This window comes from Enterobacter sp. SCRI0065, from assembly GCF_059766475.1.
Window position 1 is genome coordinate 12,404 of record NZ_JCBAJB010000004.1, and the last position, 21,605, is coordinate 34,008.

Here is a 21,605-nt window from a genome sequence, read left to right on the forward strand (position 1 = left end):
AAACCATCTCTATTGTTTCTGTTTCGGCGCAGTTTGTCATCTTAACTTCAGACAAAGTTTTACCCATCAAGGCGTGGCTGCTATGCTGCCCGCTACTTTAAATGTGATGGAAGGAAACCCCCATGACCACCCCGACTTTTGACACTATCGAAGCGCAGGCAAGCTACGGTATCGGTTTGCAGGTAGGACAGCAACTGAGCGAATCCGGCCTGGAAGGACTGTTACCTGAAGCGCTGGTGGCGGGTATCGCTGACGCGCTGGAAGGCAAACAACCCGCTGTGCCGGTAGACGTTGTTCATCGCGCTCTGCGCGAAGTTCACGAGCGTGCGGATGCCGTACGTCGCGAGCGTTTTGAAGGCATGGCTGCTGACGGCGTGAAATACCTGGACGAAAACCGCGAGCGCGACGGCGTGAACAGCACCGAATCCGGTCTGCAGTTCCGCGTGATCAGCCAGGGCGAAGGTTCAATCCCGGCTCGTACCGACCATGTGCGCGTACACTACACGGGCAAACTGATCGACGGCACCGTGTTCGACAGCTCCGTTGCACGTGGCGAACCGGCTGAATTCCCGGTCAACGGCGTGATCCCAGGCTGGATCGAAGCGCTGACCCTGATGCCGGTTGGCTCTAAATGGGAACTGACTATCCCGCAAAACCTGGCTTACGGCGAGCGTGGCGCTGGTGCTTCAATTCCACCATTCAGCACCCTGGTGTTTGAAGTAGAATTGCTGGAAATTCTGTAATCGGCAACCTTTCTTCCTTTCCCTGATGGGGGAGGAAGAAAGAGTGTTAAAACCTATACTTATATCGATATCGACATTTTATCTTGCAAATGCAGGCGTTGCGTGTATTTTTGTGAGCTGTTTCGCGTTACGTGAGTGATATAACACTCACTTTAAACATATTATTAACATAATATTTAATTCATAGTATTCATCCCGCCGATTCTTACCTACTATCGATGAGTCCTTTTTAAGGGATCGTCACATCATGACGTATTAAGGGCCAGAAGAGCCTTAACAACACAGACAGGCATAAACAGGAAAATATCACATGGTAGATCAGGTCAAAGTCGTCGCTGATGAAGAAGCGCCGTCTGAACAATCGCTGCGGCGAAATCTCACAAACCGTCATATTCAGCTTATCGCCATTGGCGGTGCTATCGGTACCGGGCTGTTTATGGGGTCGGGCAAAACCATCAGTCTTGCCGGGCCGTCGATCATATTTGTTTATATGATCATCGGTTTTATGCTCTTTTTCGTGATGCGTGCAATGGGTGAATTGCTGCTCTCGAATCTGGAATATAAATCTTTTAGCGATTTCGCCTCCGACCTGCTCGGTCCCTGGGCGGGATATTTCACCGGCTGGACCTACTGGTTCTGCTGGGTGGTCACTGGGATGGCTGACGTTGTCGCCATTACCGCCTACGCGCAGTTCTGGTTCCCCGGATTATCCGACTGGGTCGCGTCGCTGGCGGTCATCGTTCTGTTGCTGAGCCTTAACCTTGCCACTGTCAAAATGTTTGGTGAGATGGAATTTTGGTTCGCGATGATCAAAATCGTCGCCATCGTCGGCCTTATCGTGGTGGGTCTGGTGATGGTGCTGACGCACTTCCAGTCGCCAACTGGCGTTCAAGCTTCGTTTGAACATCTCTGGAATGATGGCGGCTGGTTCCCGAAAGGCATTAGCGGTTTCTTTGCTGGCTTCCAGATAGCAGTGTTTGCCTTTGTGGGCATTGAGCTGGTGGGCACAACGGCGGCTGAGACGAAAGATCCCGAGAAATCCCTGCCGCGCGCGATCAACTCGATTCCGATCCGTATCATCATGTTCTACGTCTTCGCGCTGATCGTGATTATGTCGGTCACGCCGTGGAGTTCGGTGGTACCCACGAAGAGTCCGTTCGTCGAACTGTTTGTGCTGGTAGGACTGCCAGCGGCTGCGAGCCTGATTAACTTCGTGGTACTGACTTCTGCGGCCTCGTCCGCTAACAGCGGCGTGTTCTCCACCAGCCGTATGCTGTTTGGTCTGGCACAGGAAGGGGTCGCGCCGAAAGCGTTCGCCAAACTCTCTAAGCGTGCGGTACCAGCGAAAGGGTTAACCTTCTCCTGTATCTGTCTGCTGGGCGGCGTGGTGATGCTTTATGTCAATCCAAGCGTGATTGGCGCGTTCACGATGATCACGACGGTGTCAGCGATTCTGTTCATGTTCGTCTGGACCATTATCCTGTGCTCGTATCTGGTATACCGCAAAAAGCGTCCGCATCTGCATGAGTCATCCAAATATAAGATGCCGCTGGGCAAGCTGATGTGCTGGGTGTGCATGGCGTTCTTTGTATTTGTCCTGGTGCTGCTCACGCTGGAAGAGGATACCCGTCAGGCGCTGATCGTCACGCCACTGTGGTTCATCGCGTTGGGCCTGGGCTGGGTGTTGATCGGTAAGAAACGTATGGCCGGTGTGCGCTAAATAAAAATGGCCACGCGAGTGGCCTAAAGCAAGGACTTCCATGAAGACGCTCTCGGGCGTCTTTTTTTATTCACCTGCGAGGGCGCGCGGGAACAAGACGTTATTCTCGAGGCTGATGTGCTCCATCAGATCGTCGATTAATTCATTAATACCGTTATACATCGCTTTCCAGGTGGTGCAGGCGTCCGCCGGAGGCGTCACGTTGTTGGTGGTATGCTTAATCACTTCGAGCAGTTCACCCGCGTCGTCGTGCTCGCTTTCCATCACGCTGATGGGTCCCATCGCCTGGCTGCCCATTCCCTGCTTAATCATCGGGAACAGGATCTGCTCTTCTTTCATCATGTGTCTGGAAAGCTCTTCATGAAGCATGGTCAGGTATTTTGCCAGACCGCGCGGAACCGAGGCTTTATCGGCATGTACGCGTTCGACTTTGGTCGCCTGCAGGATAAGTTCCGGCAGCTGTTCGCGGTGACGATCGTGATAGCGTACGATAATGTGGTCGATGATTTCAGCGAGCGCCACGGTCCGCCAGTCTTTCTCGATCGGTTGCTCGGCCAGTTTCGCCAGCTCAGCTTCAATCGCGTCAACATCCAACTCTTTACGCAAAGCCGCGCGCGCCAGCGTTTGCTTTCCGCCACAGCAGTAATCCATATCGTATTTACGAAACAGCGCAGAGGCGCGAGGAATGGAGAGCGCCAGCTCGCCTAAGGGTTGGTCGCGAAAGGTCATAGCAGTTACCTCATCATCAATAATATAAGATGCATATTAAATGCATCTTTAGTCTGCGGCTATAACCCTTTAGTGGCAAGGGTGAAAATGAGAGATGCGTCACAATTATTTTGCGCTTTTAACACACTGAATGGCTTTAATAAATTCCCAAATAATGGGTTTGACGAAAGGAGTAACGTTAAATAACCCAGCCTGCCTGCCGATAGATACACGTCAGACAATATCCTGCATATAAAAAAAGGCATCGCATGTTTAAACGTATGAAAGTTATTACTCTCTTGATCTCGGTCTTACTGATGCTTGGCGTCATGCAGCTGATTTCAGCTGGCGTGTTTATCAACGCGCTGAATAACGATAAAGCTAATTTCACCATATCCCAGGTATCCAGCCTGAACGTCGCGGAATTTACCGACGCGTGGATCAGCTTAAACCAGGCTCGCGTCACCCTTAACCGCGGCATGCTGCGTCTGCAAAGCAGCGCGGCGAGCCAGATTAACGGCGGGCAGTTAAACGAACTGGTCGCCACCGCGAAAAACCTGCTTATCGAAGCGCAGATGCATTACGACAAATACTACGCCCTGCCGGAAACGCCGGGGATGGACAAACGTCTTGCAGACCGCCTGGAAGAGCAATATCGCAACTACTCTACTACGCTCGCCCAAATGAACACCCTGCTGGCACAGGGCAATCTGGAAGATATGTTCAAGCAGAACGCTGAACAGAAGCAGGTGGCCATGCAAAAAGTCTACCGCGAATGGCGTGAGGTGCAGGCGTCACTCACCGACAAGGGCATCAAGGATAACGAAAGCGACTACACACGTATCCTGTGGATCCTCTCGGTCATTATGATTTTGGTGGTCGGCGTGATTGTCACCAGCTGGATTGCGATGCGTCGTGTGTTACTGATGCCGTTACATGACGTCATTGCTCATATCCGCGCGATTGCCGCAGGCGATCTGACGCAGCCTATCGACGCTCACGGCCGGAACGAAATGGCAGTGCTCGCGCGTAACGTGCAGGAGATGCAAACCGCGCTGGCGAACACCGTTGGTGTGGTGCGCGAAGGGGCTGACACTATCTTCACCGGCGCGGGAGAAATCTCCGCTGGCAGTAACGATCTCTCTTCCCGTACCGAACAGCAGGCCGCTTCTCTGGAAGAAACTGCCGCGAGTATGGAACAACTGACGGCTACCGTGAAGCAAAACGCCGACAATGCGCGTCAAGCGTCACGTCTGGCGTTGGATGCCTCCGGCACCGCGAAGAAAGGCGGTAACGTGGTTGAGGGCGTGGTGCGCACGATGGACGAAATCGCCACCAGCTCCAGTAAGATTGCGCAGATCACCAACGTGATTGACGGCATTGCCTTCCAGACCAATATTCTGGCGCTGAACGCGGCGGTAGAAGCAGCACGCGCTGGCGAGCAGGGCCGTGGTTTTGCGGTGGTTGCCGGTGAAGTGCGCACTCTGGCGCAGCGTAGCGCTCAAGCGGCGAAAGAAATTAAAGCGCTGATTGATGATTCAGGCGATCGCGTGAAGGCAGGCTCTGCGCTGGTGAATCAGGCTGGGGAAACCATGGCGGAAATCGTCAGTGCCGTAACGCGCGTAACCGATATTATGGGCGAAATCGCATCTGCTTCTGACGAGCAAAGCCGGGGCATCGACCAGGTTGGCCAGGCGGTGGCCGAGATGGATCGCGTCACCCAGCAGAACTCCTCGCTGGTGGAGGAGTCTGCGGCAGCGGCGGCGGCCCTGGAAGATCAGGCCGCGCGTTTGAACGAAGCCGTTGCGGTATTCAAAATCACTCGTGGTCAGGCGGTAAAAGCGGCTCCGGTAAAAACCTATGTCCCGAAGACGCAGCCTGTCGCAACGGCGTCTGAAGCAAACTGGGAAACGTTCTAACTCTCTGAGGCCGGAATAACCAGCGGTTTTTCCGGCTTCGCTCTCACTGCAACCACGACCCCGAAAGCCAGTAGCGCAATCCCGCAGCCTGTCAGCAGCGGGGGCACGCTCTGGCGCATCAGGAACGTATACAGCAGCCCTGCCAGGGTTTCGAAAACGATCAGCGGCCCAAGAATCACCGTCGGCAGCTTTTGGCTGGCGATGTTCCAGCACAGCGCACCCACCCAGGAACAGAGCACCGCAATCGCCACCATCAGGCCGACAAATACCCACGGACGCGGCCCAAGCGGCAGCGCAAATTCAGGCTGCTGATGTCCCAGCCACCCACAGGCGGCGACATATCCCACCAGCGATACGGGCAACGTGACCAGCGCTTGTGCGGTCGCCCACATCATCGGATTTTTGTCCGGATTTTCCCGCAGCCATTGCGCATTACGCAGCGCGTACCACGCCCAACAGACGACGGAAATCGACGCCAACAGGATGCCGGAACCGTAACGCCACCCGTTGAAATCTGCTGTGCCGTGGCTCAGTTCGGCAATATTCACGCACGCTAACCCGACGGCGATGCAGACAAGCGCAGGAATCATCTTTGACCACGCCAGTTTGCCGTCGCGATGGCTATACAGCAGATTGGCGAACACCGGGATCACCACCGGCAGGGTGCCGATAATCATGGTCGAGACGGGGGCTCCGGTGCGCTGAATAGCGCTGGCAAGGCAGACGTAATAAATGATATTGCCCATCATGGTCAGAGCCAGCGCGGTCATCCAGTCTTTGCGCGTCAGCTGTAGCAGGCGCGTGCGGCCGAGCCACGCCAGGGGCAGGGCGATCAGTCCGAGCGCCAGATAGCGTCCAAAAGACTGCAACACCGCAGGGTATTCCGGGACGATCAAAGGCCCGACAAAAATCAGCCCCCACATTAAGCCTGCAAGCAGGGCATACAACACGCCGCTAATCATTTATCCATCCATCTTCATTGGTCTGATACCCAGTGTAGGAAGCAAAATGACGCCAGTATTGTATGAGATTGCGCATTAGCGCCGGGTGACCTGTTTTTGATAGCGCACCGGCGTAATGCCGTAGCGGTGGGTGAATGCGCGGGTCAGATGGGACTGATCGGTAAGCCCCGTTGCGGCCGCGACTTCGGCGGCGGGCATCCCGTGAGTCAGAAAAGCCTTCGCGCGCCACAGGCGGATCGCCATCAGCATCTGATGCGGAGTAACGTGAAAATGAGCCTTAAACTGGCGCTGAAAATGGTATGGACTGAGCGACACCACGCCGGCCAGTTCGTCCAGCGTCACCGGGTGCATATAGTTGTCGTGCAGATAATCGCGCGCGAGCTCGAAACGGTGCGCACCTTCCTGAACGATGGGCGCATGGCGGGCCAGCGGCTGGAAGGTGTCGATTAAGTCCAACAGCAAGCCTTTTTGCGCCAGCGGATCGTCGGTATGCCATAGCCCATAAATGAGCTGACATATTTGCTGCGATCGCTGCGGATCGTGGCGCGTTACGTCACTAAACCACCAGTGGCGAATGCCAGTCACGTCCTCAAGCACACCGGGATCGAGATAGACCATCCGATAGCGCCAGCCACCCTCCGTAGCGGATTCCCCGGTATGCAGCTCGTCCGGGTTCATCGTGACAACGGAATTGACGGGCGCGACGTACTGCGTGCCGCGATAACGAAAGCGCTCGGCACCCGCTTCAATTGCGCCGATACCGAAGGCTTCATGCGTGTGGGGCTCAAAGGCGTAGCGAGAGATGTGCGCGTGATACAGTTCGACGCCCGGCACCTGCGCCAGATGGCGAAAGCGCGCGCTGTCTCTTTCATCAATGAACTGTTCGGGTACGCCTTGCACGGTGAGCCTCCTCATGGGTCATCGCTTTATTATCAGAGATGACCCACGCGGATGCCACAAAATTAACCAACTTGTAACAGTTACAGGATGCCTTTGACGCTTTCAGCAAGGGAGGTCGTTGGACGACCAATCAGTTTGCTTAAGGTACGGCTGTCATCGAACAGACCCCCTTTGGATGCGCCAATATCAGAGTCTGCCAGCATATCTGCCAGCCCCGCCGGTAGGCCAACGTTCTTCAGCGCTGCGGCAAAATCCGCTTCGCTCAGGTTTTGATAGGTGACGGGTTTCCCGCTCTGTTTGCTCAGTTCAGCCGCCAGCTCGCTTAAGGTCCAGGCGTTATCGCCGGCCAGCTCGTACACGTTGCCTGCATGACCTTCTTCAGCGATGACTTTCGCTGCCGCAGCGGCGTAGTCCGCACGGGTGGCAGATGCGATTTTGCCTTCACCGGCCGCACCGATAAATACACCGTGCTCCAGTGCAGGCGGTGCGCTCGCCAGATAGTTCTCGGTGTACCAGCCGTTACGCAGCAGGGCGTAAGGGATGCCGGATTCCGCCAGTGCCTTTTCGGTGGCGACATGTTCATTGGCCAGGCCGAGCGGAGATTTATCCGCATGCAGCAGGCTGGTATAGGCGATGAACTTCACGCCTGCCGCTTTCGCCGCGCGGATAACATTCTTATGCTGCGGCTCACGCTGACCCACCTCGCTTGATGAGATCAGCAGCAGTTTGTCGACGCCAGCAAGCGCCGTGGTGAATGCCGCCTGATCGGTGTAATCCGCCTGACGTACGTTAATTCCTTGATTGCTGAGTGATTCGGCCTTCGCTGGGTTACGAACGATAGCCACAATCTGGCTGCCCGAAACGGTTTTCAGCAGTTGTTCAATAACGAGCTGGCCAAGCTGGCCGGTAGCGCCGGTAATTGCGATCATGATGAACTCCTTCGTGTTTGTCTGGTGTTGTGGCACACTAGCACCATAGCTAACTTTTAGTAAGTACGTACAAAAAGGTAAGTATGAAAACAACGATCCCAACGCTCAGCGAGCAAATGCGCGATGGCAATCTTTTTGCCGAGCAGTGCCCATCACGCGAGGTGCTAAAACATGTCACCAGCCGTTGGGGGGTGCTGATTCTTGTCGCGCTGCGCCAGGGGACGCATCGCTTTAGCGATCTGCGCCGCAAGATGGGCGGCGTGAGCGAGAAGATGCTGGCGCAGTCATTGCAGGCGCTGGAGCAGGACGGTTTCATCAACCGCGTCTCTTACCCGGTGGTGCCACCGCACGTGGAATACAGCCTGACGCCGTTAGGTATGGAAGTGAGCGAGAAAGTCGCCGCGCTGGCAGACTGGATAGAAGTGAATACGCCGAAGGTACTTTCAAGGCGGGATGAACGGGCGGCGTAGTGCGGGTAGAGTGCGTAAAGCTGTTCAGACCCAGAAACAGAAATAGCCGTGGCTGGAAGGTTTGATGGACGGCAATGTGCCAATTGCGGATGTTGCAAAGCCACGCTAGTTAGGTTTACATATTGTATTCCCAATGGATATGGATTCAACACATGAAAATACGATTGTTACTGCTTATATTTATCATCAGTTCCCAGTCGTGGGCAAGTCAGCTCTCCCCAAAGGAGCAAGCTAAACAAATGGCTGAAGCAGCATGCCTGTACCAATATAATGTCATCTACTCTCGCTTTGCTTTGGGTTTTTCTGAGGAAAAAGCAATTCAAGCATCGTCTAAAATATTAACTAATTATCTGGAGAGTCATAAAAAAACGCAGGCGATTTTTTTCTCTCATCGATTCATAGAAGTACAATTGCACAATTACGGGAATTAGAAGTAAATAAAGAGGCAGTGCAGCAACTAAGATCTCCCCCGCCAAATTTTAAGGATGATTTTTTATCCTCTTGCAATGAAATGAAAACCGAGCAGTTGGAAACTATGCATGTTTTTGGTTAAATTCAGCAGATATGCAGATACGGTTTTTGAGGACCATCACATTTGTTACTTATGTTCCTCGCTCATAGCTTACCGGGCAGCCGTTTGGACTGTCCACTCAGTGTCAGGAGCGGACATTAATAACATTGAGATGTGTTAGCTTATGGGGAGCAGGTCAATGGGTAGATTAAATATCAGACTGCTTGATATAGGATCGCTAGATGACGGTCAGTTAATTGATCTTACAATGGAAGAAAATGGATCGTTAAAATCCCTATTTAAAGGAAGGGTTGATTTTCAACCATTTGTAAAGTGGTTTTTGGATAATGAGGAAGATATTAAGTCATTTGAAATTCCTGTAGGGTATTTAACACGTATGTCAATCGCAGAAGGGATTCATTCTATTTATGAGACTCTGGATGTTAATAATGACGAAGTTGTCGATAAAATGTTTGATTATCGGTCAAGTCATTGTCTGAGGTTTGCTAATCGTGGAAGTGATTTTCCTGATATATATATAGGAAAAAATGGTGTGAGATATGAAGTTTCTATATTTAATGAACATGAATAATGGCGATATTTTTTTGATATCGATGATTTTGTCGATGAATTGAAACTTCTTTCCTAATCTAAATCGGCACAAAGTAGGGATTATTGTGGAGAATAACGCGCTTGCCAGTGTCCTAGCGGCAGCCGATACCAATGCCGGGTACTGCGGAGAAATGAAAAGATGAGGAGCAGGCAGCGATTAAAGATGCTGACCTGCTACCGGTTGATTATTACACGCCAATGTTTGTCTTACATCCCTGCGGTTATGACAAATGCAAACTTCCGCTGTCCGCTCATAACCGCCTGATGCTAAGTGTGGGATTTAGTGTCAGAATTGGATATTGCTATTCTCATGATATGTTCGTTGACGGAGAACACTTTGAACCAGAGCAAAGATGGATACCCACAGGGCCCGTTAGTACGAGCAGTGTGGGACTGCTGTGATGAGCTTTATCAGAAACTCGGTCGAGCACCCTCCCGACAGGAATTCAATGATGAAATTGGCAAACGCGAACCCCATCGCATAGGTATTAGCACCCATTCCCGCCAGTGGGGATAATGGATGCGCCATCATAATATCTCAACATATGTTGTTGATGTACCTGGTATAATTCCTGATGAAATGCACTATCCGCAATATCTCCGCGTATGGTATGCCGTGACACAACTAAATTCCGCTTCTGCTACAAATATTGTTAAGTGGATCCGTAACAGCAACGCCCCCCTGAAAGAGACCGAGATTCGTATTCAACTGGATGCATTAACCGTCAATAGCAACTCCCGGTATCGATATCTTGGTAGCCGAAAAAGCGCCCGGACTGACTTGGGTAGCCCATACGACTTGTTATTTCGTAGTGGAAACCTACGAAATACACGGTATGAACAGTATGTGCAGGAGCTGCACGGCATATGGGACATTGGCGATGATGGTAGGACGCCAATTCAGATTGCCGCCCCAAGGCCAGGCGATCGGATGGTAGTTGAAGCGAGAGATGAATTATTCAATGAATTGCCTGAAGATGAAGGTGACTTTCGCCTCAAAGCACTACGTGAGGTCATTATTCGAGAAGGGCAACCAGTATTTAGACGAAAGCTCATTGAAGCTTATGAGGGTAAATGCGCAGTAACGGGCTGTTCAATCCAAGTGTTGCTTGAAGCTGCTCATATCACCCCCTACGCAGGAGCTTGGCATACCCGTGCTCAGCATGGCCTGTTACTGAAAACAGATATCCATACTCTATTTGACCGTGGTTTGCTCTGGATTGATACCGAGTTGAAAATAAGGATATCAGAACTGTTGGCCGGGACAGAATATGCAGAGTTAGATGGCCGATATCTCAGGTTACCTAAAGATAAGCAAAACTGGCCGTTAACAACTCATCTGATAAATCATCGGCAATATTGGATTGAAAATCGTAATGATGTTGAAAGTGCTTAACGCTACTACTGTCTGCATCTCGCTCACTGCGGACCTTGGGATGCTTCAGGAGGTCTACTTCAGCTCAAACAAGACAACTCATACAGCCCTGAGGCATCGTTATGCGATGGCTTATGCGTAAAGCGACGAGGTTAAGCGAATTTAAGATACTTGGGATCAAGTGTTGAGAACGGCTTTATCTTAAACATGACGAGTGCCTTAGCAAGCTTAAAAAATCAGGCGCACGAATTTCTCCGCACGCCTGCTTGTTCTTACTTCTGATTCAAATCCACCTGATAAATCGCAAAGCCAATCTCATCCGTGCTGACTTTGGTCATCGGGTACTGTGCTTTGTCCTTAATAAACGCCGCCGCTTTATCGGACGGTGAAGTCTCAAAGCGAATATCCAGCTTCGTCTCGCTATGAATGGGTGCCAGACGCCAGTTGTTGTCCGCTGCCGGATGGATAGCACCTGCGTTTTTCGACTGCTCGCCAATCCAGGCTGCCAGAACCGAGCGGTTTTCGTCCGGCGAGGCAAAGGCAATATGGCTGTCGCCGGTTCCGGCAAACTTGCCGCCGTAGGCGCGATAGTTATTGGTTGCGACCAGGAACACCGCATTTGGATCGACAGGTTTACCGTTGAAAGTCAGGTTCTTGATACGCTCGGCCTGCGGGTTGACCGTCTGGCACTCGCCGTCGTATTTCGCCGGCTGCGACACGTCAATCTGATAATCCACGCCGTCGATAACGTCGAAGTTATAGGTACGGAATCCATCCCAGTTAATTAGCGACTGCGGCTTGCTGCTGTTCACATCGATTTGGTTAAACTGCCCGGCGGAGCACTCCAGCCATTCTTTCACTTCTTTGCCCGTGGCCTTCACCACAACCAGCGTGTTCGGGTAGAGATACAAATCGGCGGCGTTACGGAAAGTGAGCTGACCTTTTTCTACCTCGACGTAGCTGGCCGGATCGTTTTTACGCCCGCCCACTTTAAACGGTGCGGCTGCGGACAACACCGGCAGTTTTGCCAGATCCGGATCGCCCTGAATGAAGTGCTCAACGTAGGCTTTCTGCGCCATGTTAACAACCTGTACGGTGGGGTCGTCCTGCACCAGCGCGAGGTAGCTGTACATGTTGTCGGACGATTTTCCGATAGGCTTGCTGACGAACTCGCGAGTGGCATCATGATCGTGCTTCAGCACGTTCACCAGGTTCTTATCTTCGGCCGCCAGCGATTTCTTCGCTGCCGCATCGTAGATTGGACGGGCTTCGGCTTTAGACTGCGTCACCTGCCACTTACCGGCATCGTTATTCAGCACCAGATCGACCACGCCCAGGTGATCGCCCCACATGCCTGGCATCACCGACGGCACGCCGTTCAGGGTGCCTTTCTTGATATCCGCCCCTTTAATACTGGCGAAATCTTTGCCCGGGAACACGGCGTGCGCGTGACCAAACAGGATCGCATCTACGCCCGGCACTTCGCTGAGGTAATACACTGAGTTTTCTGCCATCGTTTGATACGGATCGGCAGAAAGCCCGGAGTGCGCCACGACCACCACAAGGTCGGCGCCTTTCTCACGCATTTCCGGCACGTACTTGCGTGCGGTTTCGGTGATATCGTTAACGGTCACTTTGCCGGTGAGATTGGCTTTATCCCAGGTCATGATTTGCGGTGGCACAAAGCCGATATAACCTATCTTCAGCGTTTGCTTTTTGCCGTCCTGATCCACAACCTCGGTCTCTTTAATCAGATACGGTGTGAACAGCGGTTTTTTGGTCTTAACGTCGATAATATTGGCATTAACGTACGGGAATTTCGCACCAGCGAGCGCATTGTGCAGATAATCAAGACCATAGTTAAATTCATGATTCCCGAGATTGCCGACGGCGTAATCCAGCGTGTTCAGCGCCTTATAAACAGGGTGAATGTCGCCCTTTTTCAGCCCTTTTGCAGCGACATAATCACCAAGCGGACTACCCTGAATTAAGTCGCCGTTATCGACCAACACGCTATTTTTTACTTCACCACGCGCCGCGTTAATCAAACTTGCGGTGCGTACCAGTCCGAATTTCTCCGTCGGGGTATCTTTGTAGTAGTCGAAGTCCATCATGTTGCTGTGCAGGTCGGTTGTTTCCAGAATACGAAGATCGACCGTCGACGCTTGTACGCTCGCGGCAACCAGCGTCGCCAGAAGCGTTGCGCTAAACTTAATCATCATAGGAGTCCTTTTTACGATCCAAGCCACAAAAGAATATGTATGTATAGTTTGTTGCTTACAGAAATGTGAATCCTGCCAGAAAAAAGCGTAATGAAACCAGAATTGCTTCACAGAGTGTGATTACGATATAAATAAAACAAATGGTTATGCCCACTGCGTTAACGAAGAGGTGGAGTATGTTAGATAAAATTTGTCAGCTCGCACGGGATGCGGGTGATGCCATCATGCAGGTGTACGATGGCGCAAAGCCGATGGATGTGGTCAGCAAGGCTGACGACTCCCCGGTCACAGCGGCGGATCTCGCGGCGCACGCCGTGATCCTGAAAGGATTGCAGGCACTGACGCCGGACATTCCGGTGCTGTCAGAAGAAGATCCTCAGAGTTGGGATGTGCGTCAGCACTGGCAGCAGTACTGGCTGGTGGACCCGCTGGACGGCACCAAAGAGTTTATCAAGCGTAACGGTGAGTTCACCGTAAACATCGCCTTGATAGAAAAAGGTAAAGCGGTACTGGGCGTGGTTTATACGCCGGTATTGAAGGTGATGTATAGCGCGGCTGAAGGCAAAGCCTGGAAAGAAGAGTGCGGCGTGCGTAAGCAAATCCACGTGCGTGATGCGCGTCCACCGCTGGTGGTCATTAGCCGTTCGCACAGCGATAACGAGTTGCAAGAGTACCTGCAACAGCTGGGCGAGCATCAAACCACCTCGATTGGCTCTTCGTTGAAGTTCTGCCTGGTGGCAGAAGGGCAGGCACAGCTGTACCCGCGCTTTGGGCCGACCAACGTTTGGGATACGGCTGCGGGCCACGCGGTCGCCGCTGCTGCCGGAGCACACGTTCACGACTGGCAGGGCAAGCCGCTAGACTACACCCCGCGCGAATCGTTCTTAAACCCAGGCTTCAGAGTCTCGCTTTATTGATCGAGCAGCTTATGCAGCAGGGCAACAACCTGCTGCACCTCTTCCTGGGTTAATCCACCGTCTTTCACCCACTGCACGCGGCCCTCTTTATCCAGCACAATGACCGCAGAACTCTCTTCTTCCAGTTGCCAGGCGTTACGCGTCACGCCGTTGCTATCGACAATAATTTGTGACCAGGGGTAGAGTTTTTTATTGCTCTCAAGGCTGCTGCGAACAAACATGCCGGAACCCGGTATCGCATCGTCAGTGTTAACAATGGTGGTGGTCTGATAGCGATCGTGCGGAAGTTTAGCCGCCTTGATCGCTTCGATGACCCCTGCATTTTTCTCTTTTGCTGAAGAACGCCCGGCAAGATGTAGCACCACTCGCACTTTCCCTGGAAGCTGCGCGCTATTCCAGGGTTTGTAGCTAAACTTATCATTATCGAGGAGCAATTCTCCCCGATCGGCAATACCCACTGCTGGCACACGTTGCCCTTTTTCAATGCTATGTGCGGAAGCCATCAGCGGCAGTAACAGGCAGGCTGCGGCCAGGATGTTACGAAGGGTCATAGTGTTTCCTTTTTGTTTGCAGGTGATCCGACCACTTGGTCAACCGTTTTTAAGCATAAGTGCGATCAATAGGCTTTTCCCGCAAGTCGAGTGCCAGTTTGCGGGCGAACGCACATATCCGTAAAAAAACGACGGCTTATACTGCTTTCAGTAATGCTATGCAAAGAATGTTCTGAATAATTGTAATCAAACGGTAAATAAACTGATGCATACTGGGTATCAACGTGGTTCTGGACTATAGTCATTGGGCAACAAAATTTGCGCTCAGGACAGTCGGGCCAATTGTGGCACCGCAAGAGCGTATGATTCGCAGGAGAGATAAGAATGAAAATTTTCCAACGCTACAACCCGCTTCAAGTGGCGAAGTACGTGAAGATCCTGTTCCGAGGACGGTTGTACATCAAGGATGTTGGCGCTTTCGAATTTGATAAGGGTAAGATTCTTATCCCGAAAGTGAAGGACAAGCAGCACTATTCTGTGATGTCCGAAGTCAACCGCCAGGTTATGCGTCTGCAGACTGAGATGGCTTAACCAACGTGCTATGCAGTAGTTTAAGCAGTATATAAGAACGGCTCCCACTGGGAGCCGTTGATGTTTGTGAGGCCTGTTATACCGTCGCTTTCTCTTCCGCATCCGGCAGTTTTGGCACCAGTACGGTCGGCTTGTTATCGATGCGGGTCACCAGCAACTGGTCGATGCGATAGTTGTCGATATCCACGACTTCAAACTTGTAGCCGGAGAACTTCACCGAGTCGGTACGTTTTGGGATTTTACGCAGCATAAACATCATAAAGCCGCCAATCGTCTCGTAGTTGCCCGACTGTGGGAATTCATCGATATCCAGCACGCGCATCACGTCTTCAATCGGCGTACCGCCATCGACAAGCCATGAGTTCTCGTCGCGCGCCACAATCTGCTCTTCCAGACCTTGCCCCACGAGATCGCCCATCAGCGTCGTCATCACGTCATTCAGCGTAATGATGCCCACGACCAGCGCGTATTCGTTCATGATAACCGCGAAGTCTTCACCGGCAGCTTTGAAGCTTTCCAGCGCTTCCGAGAGCGTTAAGGTATCCGGCACAATCAGCGTATTGCGGATCTGCACGCCGCTGTTCAACGCCAGGCTCTGGTTGGCCAGCACGCGGTTCAGCAGATCTTTAGAATCCACATAGCCAATGATGTGATCGATATCTTCGTTACACACCAGGAACTTAGAATGCGGATGCTCGGCCACTTTGTTCTTCAGGCTCTGCTCTTCTTCGTGCAGGTCAAACCAAATCACGTTTTCACGTCCGGTCATGGATGACGGTACGGTACGGGATTCCAGTTCAAACACGTTCTCGATAAGCTCATGCTCCTGTTTACGCAACACCCCGGCCAGCGCGCCCGCTTCGAATACCGCGTAGATATCGTCAGAGGTGATGTCGTCTTTACGCACCATCGGGATCTTAAACAGCCGGAAAATGTTATTGGCCAGCCCGTTAAAGAACCACACTAGCGGGCGGAACACGTACAGGCAGAAGCGCATCGGGTTGATGATACGCAAAGCCACGGCTTCTGGCGCAATCATACCGATGCGTTTCGGGGTTAAATCCGCGAACAAGATGAACAGACCTGTCACCAGCGAGAAGGAGAGGATAAAGCTCAACTGCTCGGACAGTTCAGGCGCAAAGTATTTCGAGAAGAGGGTGTAAAACACCGGGGAGAAAGCTGCATCGCCCACGATACCGCCCAAAATGGCGACCGCGTTCAGACCAATTTGCACCACGGTAAAGAACATACCGGGGTTTTCCTGCATTTTCAGGATACGTTGCGCATTGATGTTGCCGTCGTCAGCAAGCAGCTTAAGTTTGATTTTACGAGACGCCGCCAGTGAAATCTCCGAAATCGAGAAAAAGGCACTAACAGCGATGAGACAGAGTATTAGCAAAATACTGTTTAACATAGTTTATCCGGCTTCTCGCCAGATCCTCGGAAGGGAAGTTGATTACATTTGTGTGAAGACACATTGAACGTCAGCTCGTAGCGTTGAGCCGATTATTTCAGCGGGTAGTATAGCGTAAGAGAGTGTAAAGCCGCCAGAGGTCACATTTTGACGAATCAACAGGCCGGGCAAACCCAGGATTGCCCGGCCTGATGGCGTTTTTCCTTATTTCGCCCCAGACAGGCTGACGTTGTCTACGCGTTGACGTGCGGCATCGCCACCCCAGACTTCGTCATACTCATATCCCGTCAGCTGCTTTATCACCACGCGCGTGGTGTCATCGCAGTCGCGATAATCACCGCCAAGCTTGCGTCGGGCGATCTCTTTGAGCAGCAATTTATGCGTATCGCGCGTCAGCGTGAATTTATAGGTGGTAAAGAAACTGACGGCCAGTAGCGCGGCGGTGGCAAAGATCATCAGGCCGATAATGGCGTTAAGCGCATTTTCAGGCTGTGCGCCGCTGCCTTTCACAAAACCAGACTCCTGCAACACCAGGCCGATAAGCATAATGGCAATCGCCACGGTGCTTTTACGCGTCAGCACCATTACGCCTGCGAATATCCCTTCTCGCCGCTGTTGGGTCACCATTTCATCGATATCGGGAATAAAGCTGTAGATGTTCCACGGGATGTAATACAGGCCAGATCGCGCCGCGCCAAGCAGAATAAAGACGGCAGAGAACAGGATCGTTGGCACCTGCGTTTCGGTGTAATAAACGGTGAACAAAAATGCCAGCACGCAAAAGATACACCCGTAAGAAAGGCGCAGCGCCGCCGAAGGCGTAAAGTTCAGCTTGTTTAATAACAGCATGAAGCCGTAAGTACCAGGTACAGAGGCAAAAGCGGCAATGCTCAGCCAGCCGGAAACCGCCGCGGTGTCCTGGCTCAGGCAATACACCACGTAATAGGTAAACACGGAACCGAAGACATCCATCGCGGTGAACGAGAATATATAAATGATAATGTGTAAACGAAAAGCCCGAATACGGAAGGCGGAAAAGAGATCCAGTACCAGATATTTTAGGTGATTCAATATTCCGCTGCTTCGCTGATTATCGATTTTAAAACTGGACTCTTCATGAACGTCTTTAGCTTCCCATGTGACCCGCCAGGTAATAAAGACTGCAATACAAAATATCAGCGAAAATATCATGCCGGTCAGCGTATAGGTAAAGGGATTATCCTTGCCGGTGAACTGCATTATTACACCCGGAACGGAGACCGCGAGAAAACCGCCCAGCTGCGAGCAGATCATGCGCACGCCAGAAAGGCGGCTGCGTTCTTCATAACGGTTAGTCATTTCAGCCGCCAGCGTTTCCCACGGCACCAGCACCATCGCGGATAAAAGCTCGATGGACAAATAGGTCCCCAGGTAATACCAGTAGCCCATATCGGTCATCCACAGCAGGGCGTACAGGAACATGAGCGGTGAGCTGATCAACAGGAAAAAGCGACGGCGACCGAATTTTCGACCAAGCCAGGTATTACCAAAGTTATCGGTGATATAACCCATAATTGGGCTTAATAACGCATCGATCACGCGTGCAATCGCGAAGATAGACCCCGCTTCAATAACGGAGAGTCCACAGTATGTGGTGTAAAAAAATAACAGCCAGGTGCCGATAATGGCGAAAGCGCCTCCGCCAAACAGATCGGTTATGCCGTAGCCAAGCGCCACGCCATAACCAACCCTGCGTTCAGTTGGTTTGACCATAATAATTTTTTCCAGGTATAGGGTAGCTATTAACCAGATTGTTCTGGTCGTTTTTTATTGACTGCTGGAATACAGATAACTTTCTAATTAGGGATATTTATCCATTGCCTTATTTGGGATGAACGATAAATGGCCTCCACAAGCGTGAGTGATTTTCCGGCTTCGTGAATATCGATGTATTCCGCCCTTTCAGGATTACTCACGGAATGATAAAAACGGCTGATGGCGTGTTGATGCCCCAGCCCCCAATAGCTTTTGGCTACGCCGTTAGGCGGGGCGTCGCTGATCAGTTTGACCCGTTCGCTATTTCTGATTCGCCAGAGCGCGTTATCGCAAAGTTGCAGCATGGCGTTTTCACACTGGATTTCCAGCAGCAGCGGCGAGTCGGTAGTGTGGCAGTTGCTGGCATAAAATAGCCCACGCGCACCGTTAGCAAAGTGCAGCGTCGCCATCGCGCTGTCTTCTGCCTCGGTCACGTCGGCCAGTTCGCCGCTATCGACCACTCCTTTGAGTCGCGTCACCCCGCCTGCAAACCATTGCATCAGGTCTAGCGTATGAATCGCCTGATTAATCAACAAGCCGCCGCCCTCGGTCGCAAAGCGGCCGCGCCACGGGCTTTGGGTGTAATACGCGCCAGATCGCGACCAGGTGAGAACGGCTTTTATACTCAGCATGGCTCCGAGCGCCCCGTCGGCTATCTCCTGTTGAATGCGCAAGCTGGTAGGGTTGAGCCGATTCTGGTAACACACGCCTAGCAGGCCGGGCGCGTGCTGTACGGCGGCGGCGATATCAACGATCTCGCCGCCGTTCATGCCGACCGGTTTTTCACAAAACACATGCTTACCGGCCGCCAGGGCGGCCAAAATCATATTTTTATGCTCAAAATGCGGCGTGCAGATGTGGACCACATCGATATCGTCATCCAGCAGCATTTCCTGATAATCCTGATAAAAGCGACACTGGTACGCCATCGCCAGCTTCAGGCCATTCTCGCTGTCCACGTCTACCAGCGCGCGCAACACCACGCCGGGCATCTGGCGAATGGCATTGACGTGGCAACGATGAATCGCGCCGCCGCCGATGATAGCTGCATTCAGGGTTTTCATCTGCGCCTCCTGCTATTGCGCCGCGTTTGCCAGCATTTGCGCCTTCACACACAGTTCTGCCGCTTTAAAGGCGTGCGCTTGCGTCATGGCATTTTCGGTACGATTCAGACAGTCGAGGATCAGCTCGCCAAAGTACGGGAACCCAACCTGACCGGCCACCGGATAGCGGAATTCGCCTTCCTGATTGACCAGATACACCACATCTTGCTCTCCGCGCGTTAAGTCGACGTACTTGCGGATTTCGATGTAGCCATCCGTCCCTAATAACGTCAGCCGACCATCGCCCCAGGTTGACAGGCCATCAGGTGTGAACCAGTCGCAGCGGAAGTAGCTGCTTGCGCCGTTTTCACCTCTGAGCATGGCATCACCGAAATCTTCAAACGCCGGGTGCTGCGGATGATTGACGTTGCGCGCCTGGCTGGCAATGACCGTGGCATCGCGATTGTCGGTGTAAAACAGAAATTGCTCGATCTGATGGCTGCCGATATCGCACAGGATGCCGCCAAAGTAACGGCGGTCGTAGAACCAGTCCGGGCGACCTTGCCCCTCGCGATGCGGGCCGGTTCCCAGCGTTTGCACCACACGACCAATAGCGCCTTGCTTCACCAGTTGACCGGCAAACACGGCGCTCTCCACGTGCAGACGCTCGCTGTAATAGACCGCATATTTACGCCCGGTTTGCTCGACCATCGCTTTGGCATCAGCCAGTTGTTCAAGGGTGGTGAGCGGGGCTTTATCGGTAAAATAGTCCTTCCCGGCCGCCATCGATTTCAGCCCCAGCGCACAGCGCTCGGAGGGTATCGCTGCACCTGCGATCAGCTGCACCTCGCTATCTGCCAGTATCACGTCCAGCGATGTGGCGACCTTCACCTGCGGATACTGCTGCACGAATTTATCCACTTTCGCCGGGTCGGGGTCGTAGACCCATTTCAGCGTTGCACCGGCCTCAATCAGCCCGTTACACATGCCGTAGATATGGCCGTGATCGAGCGCGGCGGCGGCGATGACAAATTCACCTTCCTGCACCACAGGTTTGGGTTTGCCTACCGGCGCGTAGTTCATTCCGTCATGCTTGTTCATGGTCAGATTCCTTGGTCCAGATCTTTGCCCAGAGGGATAGCGCCGACTTCACTGAAGTTGCTGACGCTGGCGGATTTTTGATAAAAGCGTGGGGCCTGTACGTTAATCCCGCCAGTGCGATAAAACGGATCATCGCGGCGGATAGGGAGCGACACCACGCTGCGCGTGATGGCAGATTTGTAGATAGCCGTAATCAATTCCAGCGAGCGTTTGCCCTGAACGCCGTCCACCAGCGGTGTGGTTTGGCGCTCAATCGCCTGCAACATGTCGTTGATTTGTCCGGCATGCAGCGTCCAGTCGAGCTTCGGCGTCTGCTGAAAAACGGCGTCAAGCTGGGCTTCCCGCTGGGTATCGTTAGCGGGTTGCGGGAATCCGTTATCCGCACTTACGCTGGCAAACGTCTGCCACGGGGCAGAGATCCGCGCTTTATCGCCCTGAATAATGATTTTTTGGTCTTCGCCGTGGTGCACCACGGAGGCGGTAAGCTGGGTAAGCGCCCCGTTGGGATATTTAAAAATGGCGGCGCTCAGGTCTTCGACCTCGGCGTTGTCGTGCGCCACGTTAGTCATCATCGCCACCACCTCAGAGGGAAAGCCCAGCATCCACTGGATAGCGTCGATATGGTGCACCGCATGGTTGAGCGTGCAGCCACCGCCTTCCTTTTCCCACGTACCGCGCCACCACAAGTCGTAATAGCAATGGCCGCGCCACCAGAAGGAATCCACCTGCGCATGGCATATCTTGCCCGCAAGGCCAGAGTCCAGCGCGGCCTTCAAACGCCAGAAGGCGTCGGTAAAACGGTTCTGCGCGATGATAGACAGCGTTTTGCCGCTCGCCTGTTGAGCGGCGATCATGGCATCGCACTCTTCCAGCGAGGCCGCCATCGGTTTTTCACACAAGACGTGACAACCTGCATGCAGCGCATCGATGGTGATGTCGGCGTGGACGTAGGGCGGAGTACATACGTCCACGATATCCAGGTGCGGCTCAGAGGCCAGCATCTGCTGGTGGCTTTCGTAAACGCGCGCCTCGCTCAGGCCATAGCGTTCTTTTTTCTCCTGCGCTTTTTCCGGGTAGATATCGACCAGCGCAACAATGTTGCAGCGCTGACCGAATTCCAGATAGCTCTGGATGTGGTTGTGAGAGATATTCCCTGTTCCCACGATAGCGACATTTAACATGA

The 21,605-nt window shown here is 52.6% G+C and carries 20 protein-coding genes; 9 read left to right on the plus strand and 11 right to left on the minus strand.

The features are described 5' to 3' along the window. Positions 1–122: 122 nt before the first annotated feature. Positions 123–743 carry a BamJ family beta-barrel-assembly machinery protein gene (gene bamJ / locus AC6EMZ_RS12580; protein WP_498402859.1) on the plus strand — a complete coding sequence of 207 codons (621 nt, stop codon included), beginning with the start codon at positions 123–125 and terminating at the stop codon, positions 741–743. A 310-nt stretch (positions 744–1,053) separates the two neighbouring features. Continuing rightward, on the plus strand, positions 1,054–2,463 hold the full coding sequence (gene cycA, locus AC6EMZ_RS12585; RefSeq protein ID WP_498402860.1) for a D-serine/D-alanine/glycine transporter: 1,410 nt from the start codon (positions 1,054–1,056) through the stop codon (positions 2,461–2,463). 66 nt (positions 2,464–2,529) lie between these two features. Here cycA and ytfE read toward each other — a convergent pair whose 3' ends face one another. After that, a complete protein-coding gene (ytfE, locus tag AC6EMZ_RS12590) occupies positions 2,530–3,192 on the minus strand; it encodes an iron-sulfur cluster repair protein YtfE (protein ID WP_498402861.1) in 663 nt (220 codons plus the stop codon). A gap of 248 nt (positions 3,193–3,440) precedes the next feature. Here ytfE and AC6EMZ_RS12595 point away from each other — a divergent pair, with 248 nt between their 5' ends. Further along, a complete protein-coding gene (locus AC6EMZ_RS12595) occupies positions 3,441–5,090 on the plus strand; it encodes a methyl-accepting chemotaxis protein (protein ID WP_498402862.1) in 1,650 nt (549 codons plus the stop codon). Here AC6EMZ_RS12595 and AC6EMZ_RS12600 read toward each other — a convergent pair. The 3 genes from AC6EMZ_RS12600 to AC6EMZ_RS12610 form a co-directional block, all read right to left on the minus strand. Further along, positions 5,087–6,052, minus strand: a complete 966-nt coding sequence (locus AC6EMZ_RS12600; RefSeq protein ID WP_498402863.1) for a DMT family transporter — start codon at positions 6,050–6,052, stop codon at positions 5,087–5,089. The two genes, AC6EMZ_RS12595 and AC6EMZ_RS12600, sit on opposite strands and share 4 nt — an antisense overlap. Positions 6,053–6,127: 75 nt before the next feature. After that, positions 6,128–6,952 carry an AraC family transcriptional regulator gene (locus AC6EMZ_RS12605; protein WP_498402864.1) on the minus strand — a complete coding sequence of 275 codons (825 nt, stop codon included), beginning with the start codon at positions 6,950–6,952 and terminating at the stop codon, positions 6,128–6,130. An 80-nt stretch (positions 6,953–7,032) separates the two neighbouring features. After that, on the minus strand, positions 7,033–7,881 hold the full coding sequence (locus AC6EMZ_RS12610; protein WP_498402865.1) for an SDR family oxidoreductase: 849 nt from the start codon (positions 7,879–7,881) through the stop codon (positions 7,033–7,035). Positions 7,882–7,964: 83 nt separating this feature from the next. Between AC6EMZ_RS12610 and AC6EMZ_RS12615 the strand changes: the two genes are divergently transcribed. The 4 genes from AC6EMZ_RS12615 to AC6EMZ_RS12630 all read left to right on the plus strand — a co-directional run bounded on the left by AC6EMZ_RS12615 (position 7,965) and on the right by AC6EMZ_RS12630 (position 10,870). Further along, on the plus strand, positions 7,965–8,351 hold the full coding sequence (locus tag AC6EMZ_RS12615) for a winged helix-turn-helix transcriptional regulator (RefSeq protein WP_498402866.1): 387 nt from the start codon (positions 7,965–7,967) through the stop codon (positions 8,349–8,351). A 152-nt stretch (positions 8,352–8,503) separates the two neighbouring features. Continuing rightward, the gene (locus AC6EMZ_RS12620; protein WP_498402867.1) at positions 8,504–8,782 is read left to right on the plus strand and encodes a hypothetical protein; all 279 of its coding nucleotides are present in this window, start codon (positions 8,504–8,506) and stop codon (positions 8,780–8,782) included. 279 nt (positions 8,783–9,061) lie between these two features. Further along, entirely contained in the window at positions 9,062–9,454 is a 393-nt protein-coding gene (locus tag AC6EMZ_RS12625) for a hypothetical protein (RefSeq protein WP_498402868.1), read from the plus strand. Positions 9,455–9,994: 540 nt separating this feature from the next. After that, positions 9,995–10,870, plus strand: coding sequence for an HNH endonuclease (locus tag AC6EMZ_RS12630; RefSeq protein WP_498402869.1), 876 nt, complete (start codon positions 9,995–9,997; stop codon positions 10,868–10,870). Between the two features lie 251 nt (positions 10,871–11,121). Here the strand turns inward: AC6EMZ_RS12630 and AC6EMZ_RS12635 are convergent, their stop codons facing one another. Next, a complete protein-coding gene (locus AC6EMZ_RS12635) occupies positions 11,122–13,068 on the minus strand; it encodes a bifunctional 2',3'-cyclic-nucleotide 2'-phosphodiesterase/3'-nucleotidase (protein WP_498403263.1) in 1,947 nt (648 codons plus the stop codon). A 179-nt stretch (positions 13,069–13,247) separates the two neighbouring features. Between AC6EMZ_RS12635 and cysQ the strand changes: the two genes are divergently transcribed. Continuing rightward, on the plus strand, positions 13,248–13,988 hold the full coding sequence (gene cysQ, locus AC6EMZ_RS12640; protein WP_498402870.1) for a 3'(2'),5'-bisphosphate nucleotidase CysQ: 741 nt from the start codon (positions 13,248–13,250) through the stop codon (positions 13,986–13,988). Here the strand turns inward: cysQ and AC6EMZ_RS12645 are convergent. Continuing rightward, positions 13,982–14,539 carry a YtfJ family protein gene (locus AC6EMZ_RS12645; RefSeq protein WP_498402871.1) on the minus strand — a complete coding sequence of 186 codons (558 nt, stop codon included), beginning with the start codon at positions 14,537–14,539 and terminating at the stop codon, positions 13,982–13,984. The two genes, cysQ and AC6EMZ_RS12645, sit on opposite strands and share 7 nt — an antisense overlap. Before the next feature lie 324 nt (positions 14,540–14,863). Between AC6EMZ_RS12645 and AC6EMZ_RS12650 the strand changes: the two genes are divergently transcribed. Further along, positions 14,864–15,070 (plus strand): DUF1107 domain-containing protein, encoded by a 207-nt coding sequence (locus tag AC6EMZ_RS12650; RefSeq protein ID WP_012015808.1) that lies wholly within the window; start codon positions 14,864–14,866, stop codon positions 15,068–15,070. 76 nt (positions 15,071–15,146) lie between these two features. Here the strand turns inward: AC6EMZ_RS12650 and paeA are convergent, their stop codons facing one another. From paeA to AC6EMZ_RS12675, 5 genes are all read right to left on the minus strand, one after another. After that, complete coding sequence (gene paeA, locus AC6EMZ_RS12655; RefSeq protein ID WP_498402872.1) at positions 15,147–16,484, minus strand: polyamine export protein PaeA; 1,338 nt, start codon at positions 16,482–16,484, stop codon at positions 15,147–15,149. A gap of 204 nt (positions 16,485–16,688) precedes the next feature. Beyond that, a complete protein-coding gene (locus AC6EMZ_RS12660) occupies positions 16,689–18,236 on the minus strand; it encodes an MFS transporter (RefSeq protein ID WP_498402873.1) in 1,548 nt (515 codons plus the stop codon). Between the two features lie 83 nt (positions 18,237–18,319). Continuing rightward, positions 18,320–19,342: a Gfo/Idh/MocA family protein gene (locus AC6EMZ_RS12665; RefSeq protein WP_498402874.1), complete on the minus strand. Its 1,023-nt coding sequence runs from the start codon at positions 19,340–19,342 to the stop codon at positions 18,320–18,322. Positions 19,343–19,354: 12 nt separating this feature from the next. Then, on the minus strand, positions 19,355–20,422 hold the full coding sequence (locus AC6EMZ_RS12670) for a Gfo/Idh/MocA family protein (protein WP_498402875.1): 1,068 nt from the start codon (positions 20,420–20,422) through the stop codon (positions 19,355–19,357). Positions 20,423–20,424: 2 nt separating this feature from the next. After that, the gene (locus AC6EMZ_RS12675) at positions 20,425–21,603 is read right to left on the minus strand and encodes a Gfo/Idh/MocA family protein (RefSeq protein ID WP_498402876.1); all 1,179 of its coding nucleotides are present in this window, start codon (positions 21,601–21,603) and stop codon (positions 20,425–20,427) included. Between the last annotated feature and the right edge of the window lie 2 nt (positions 21,604–21,605).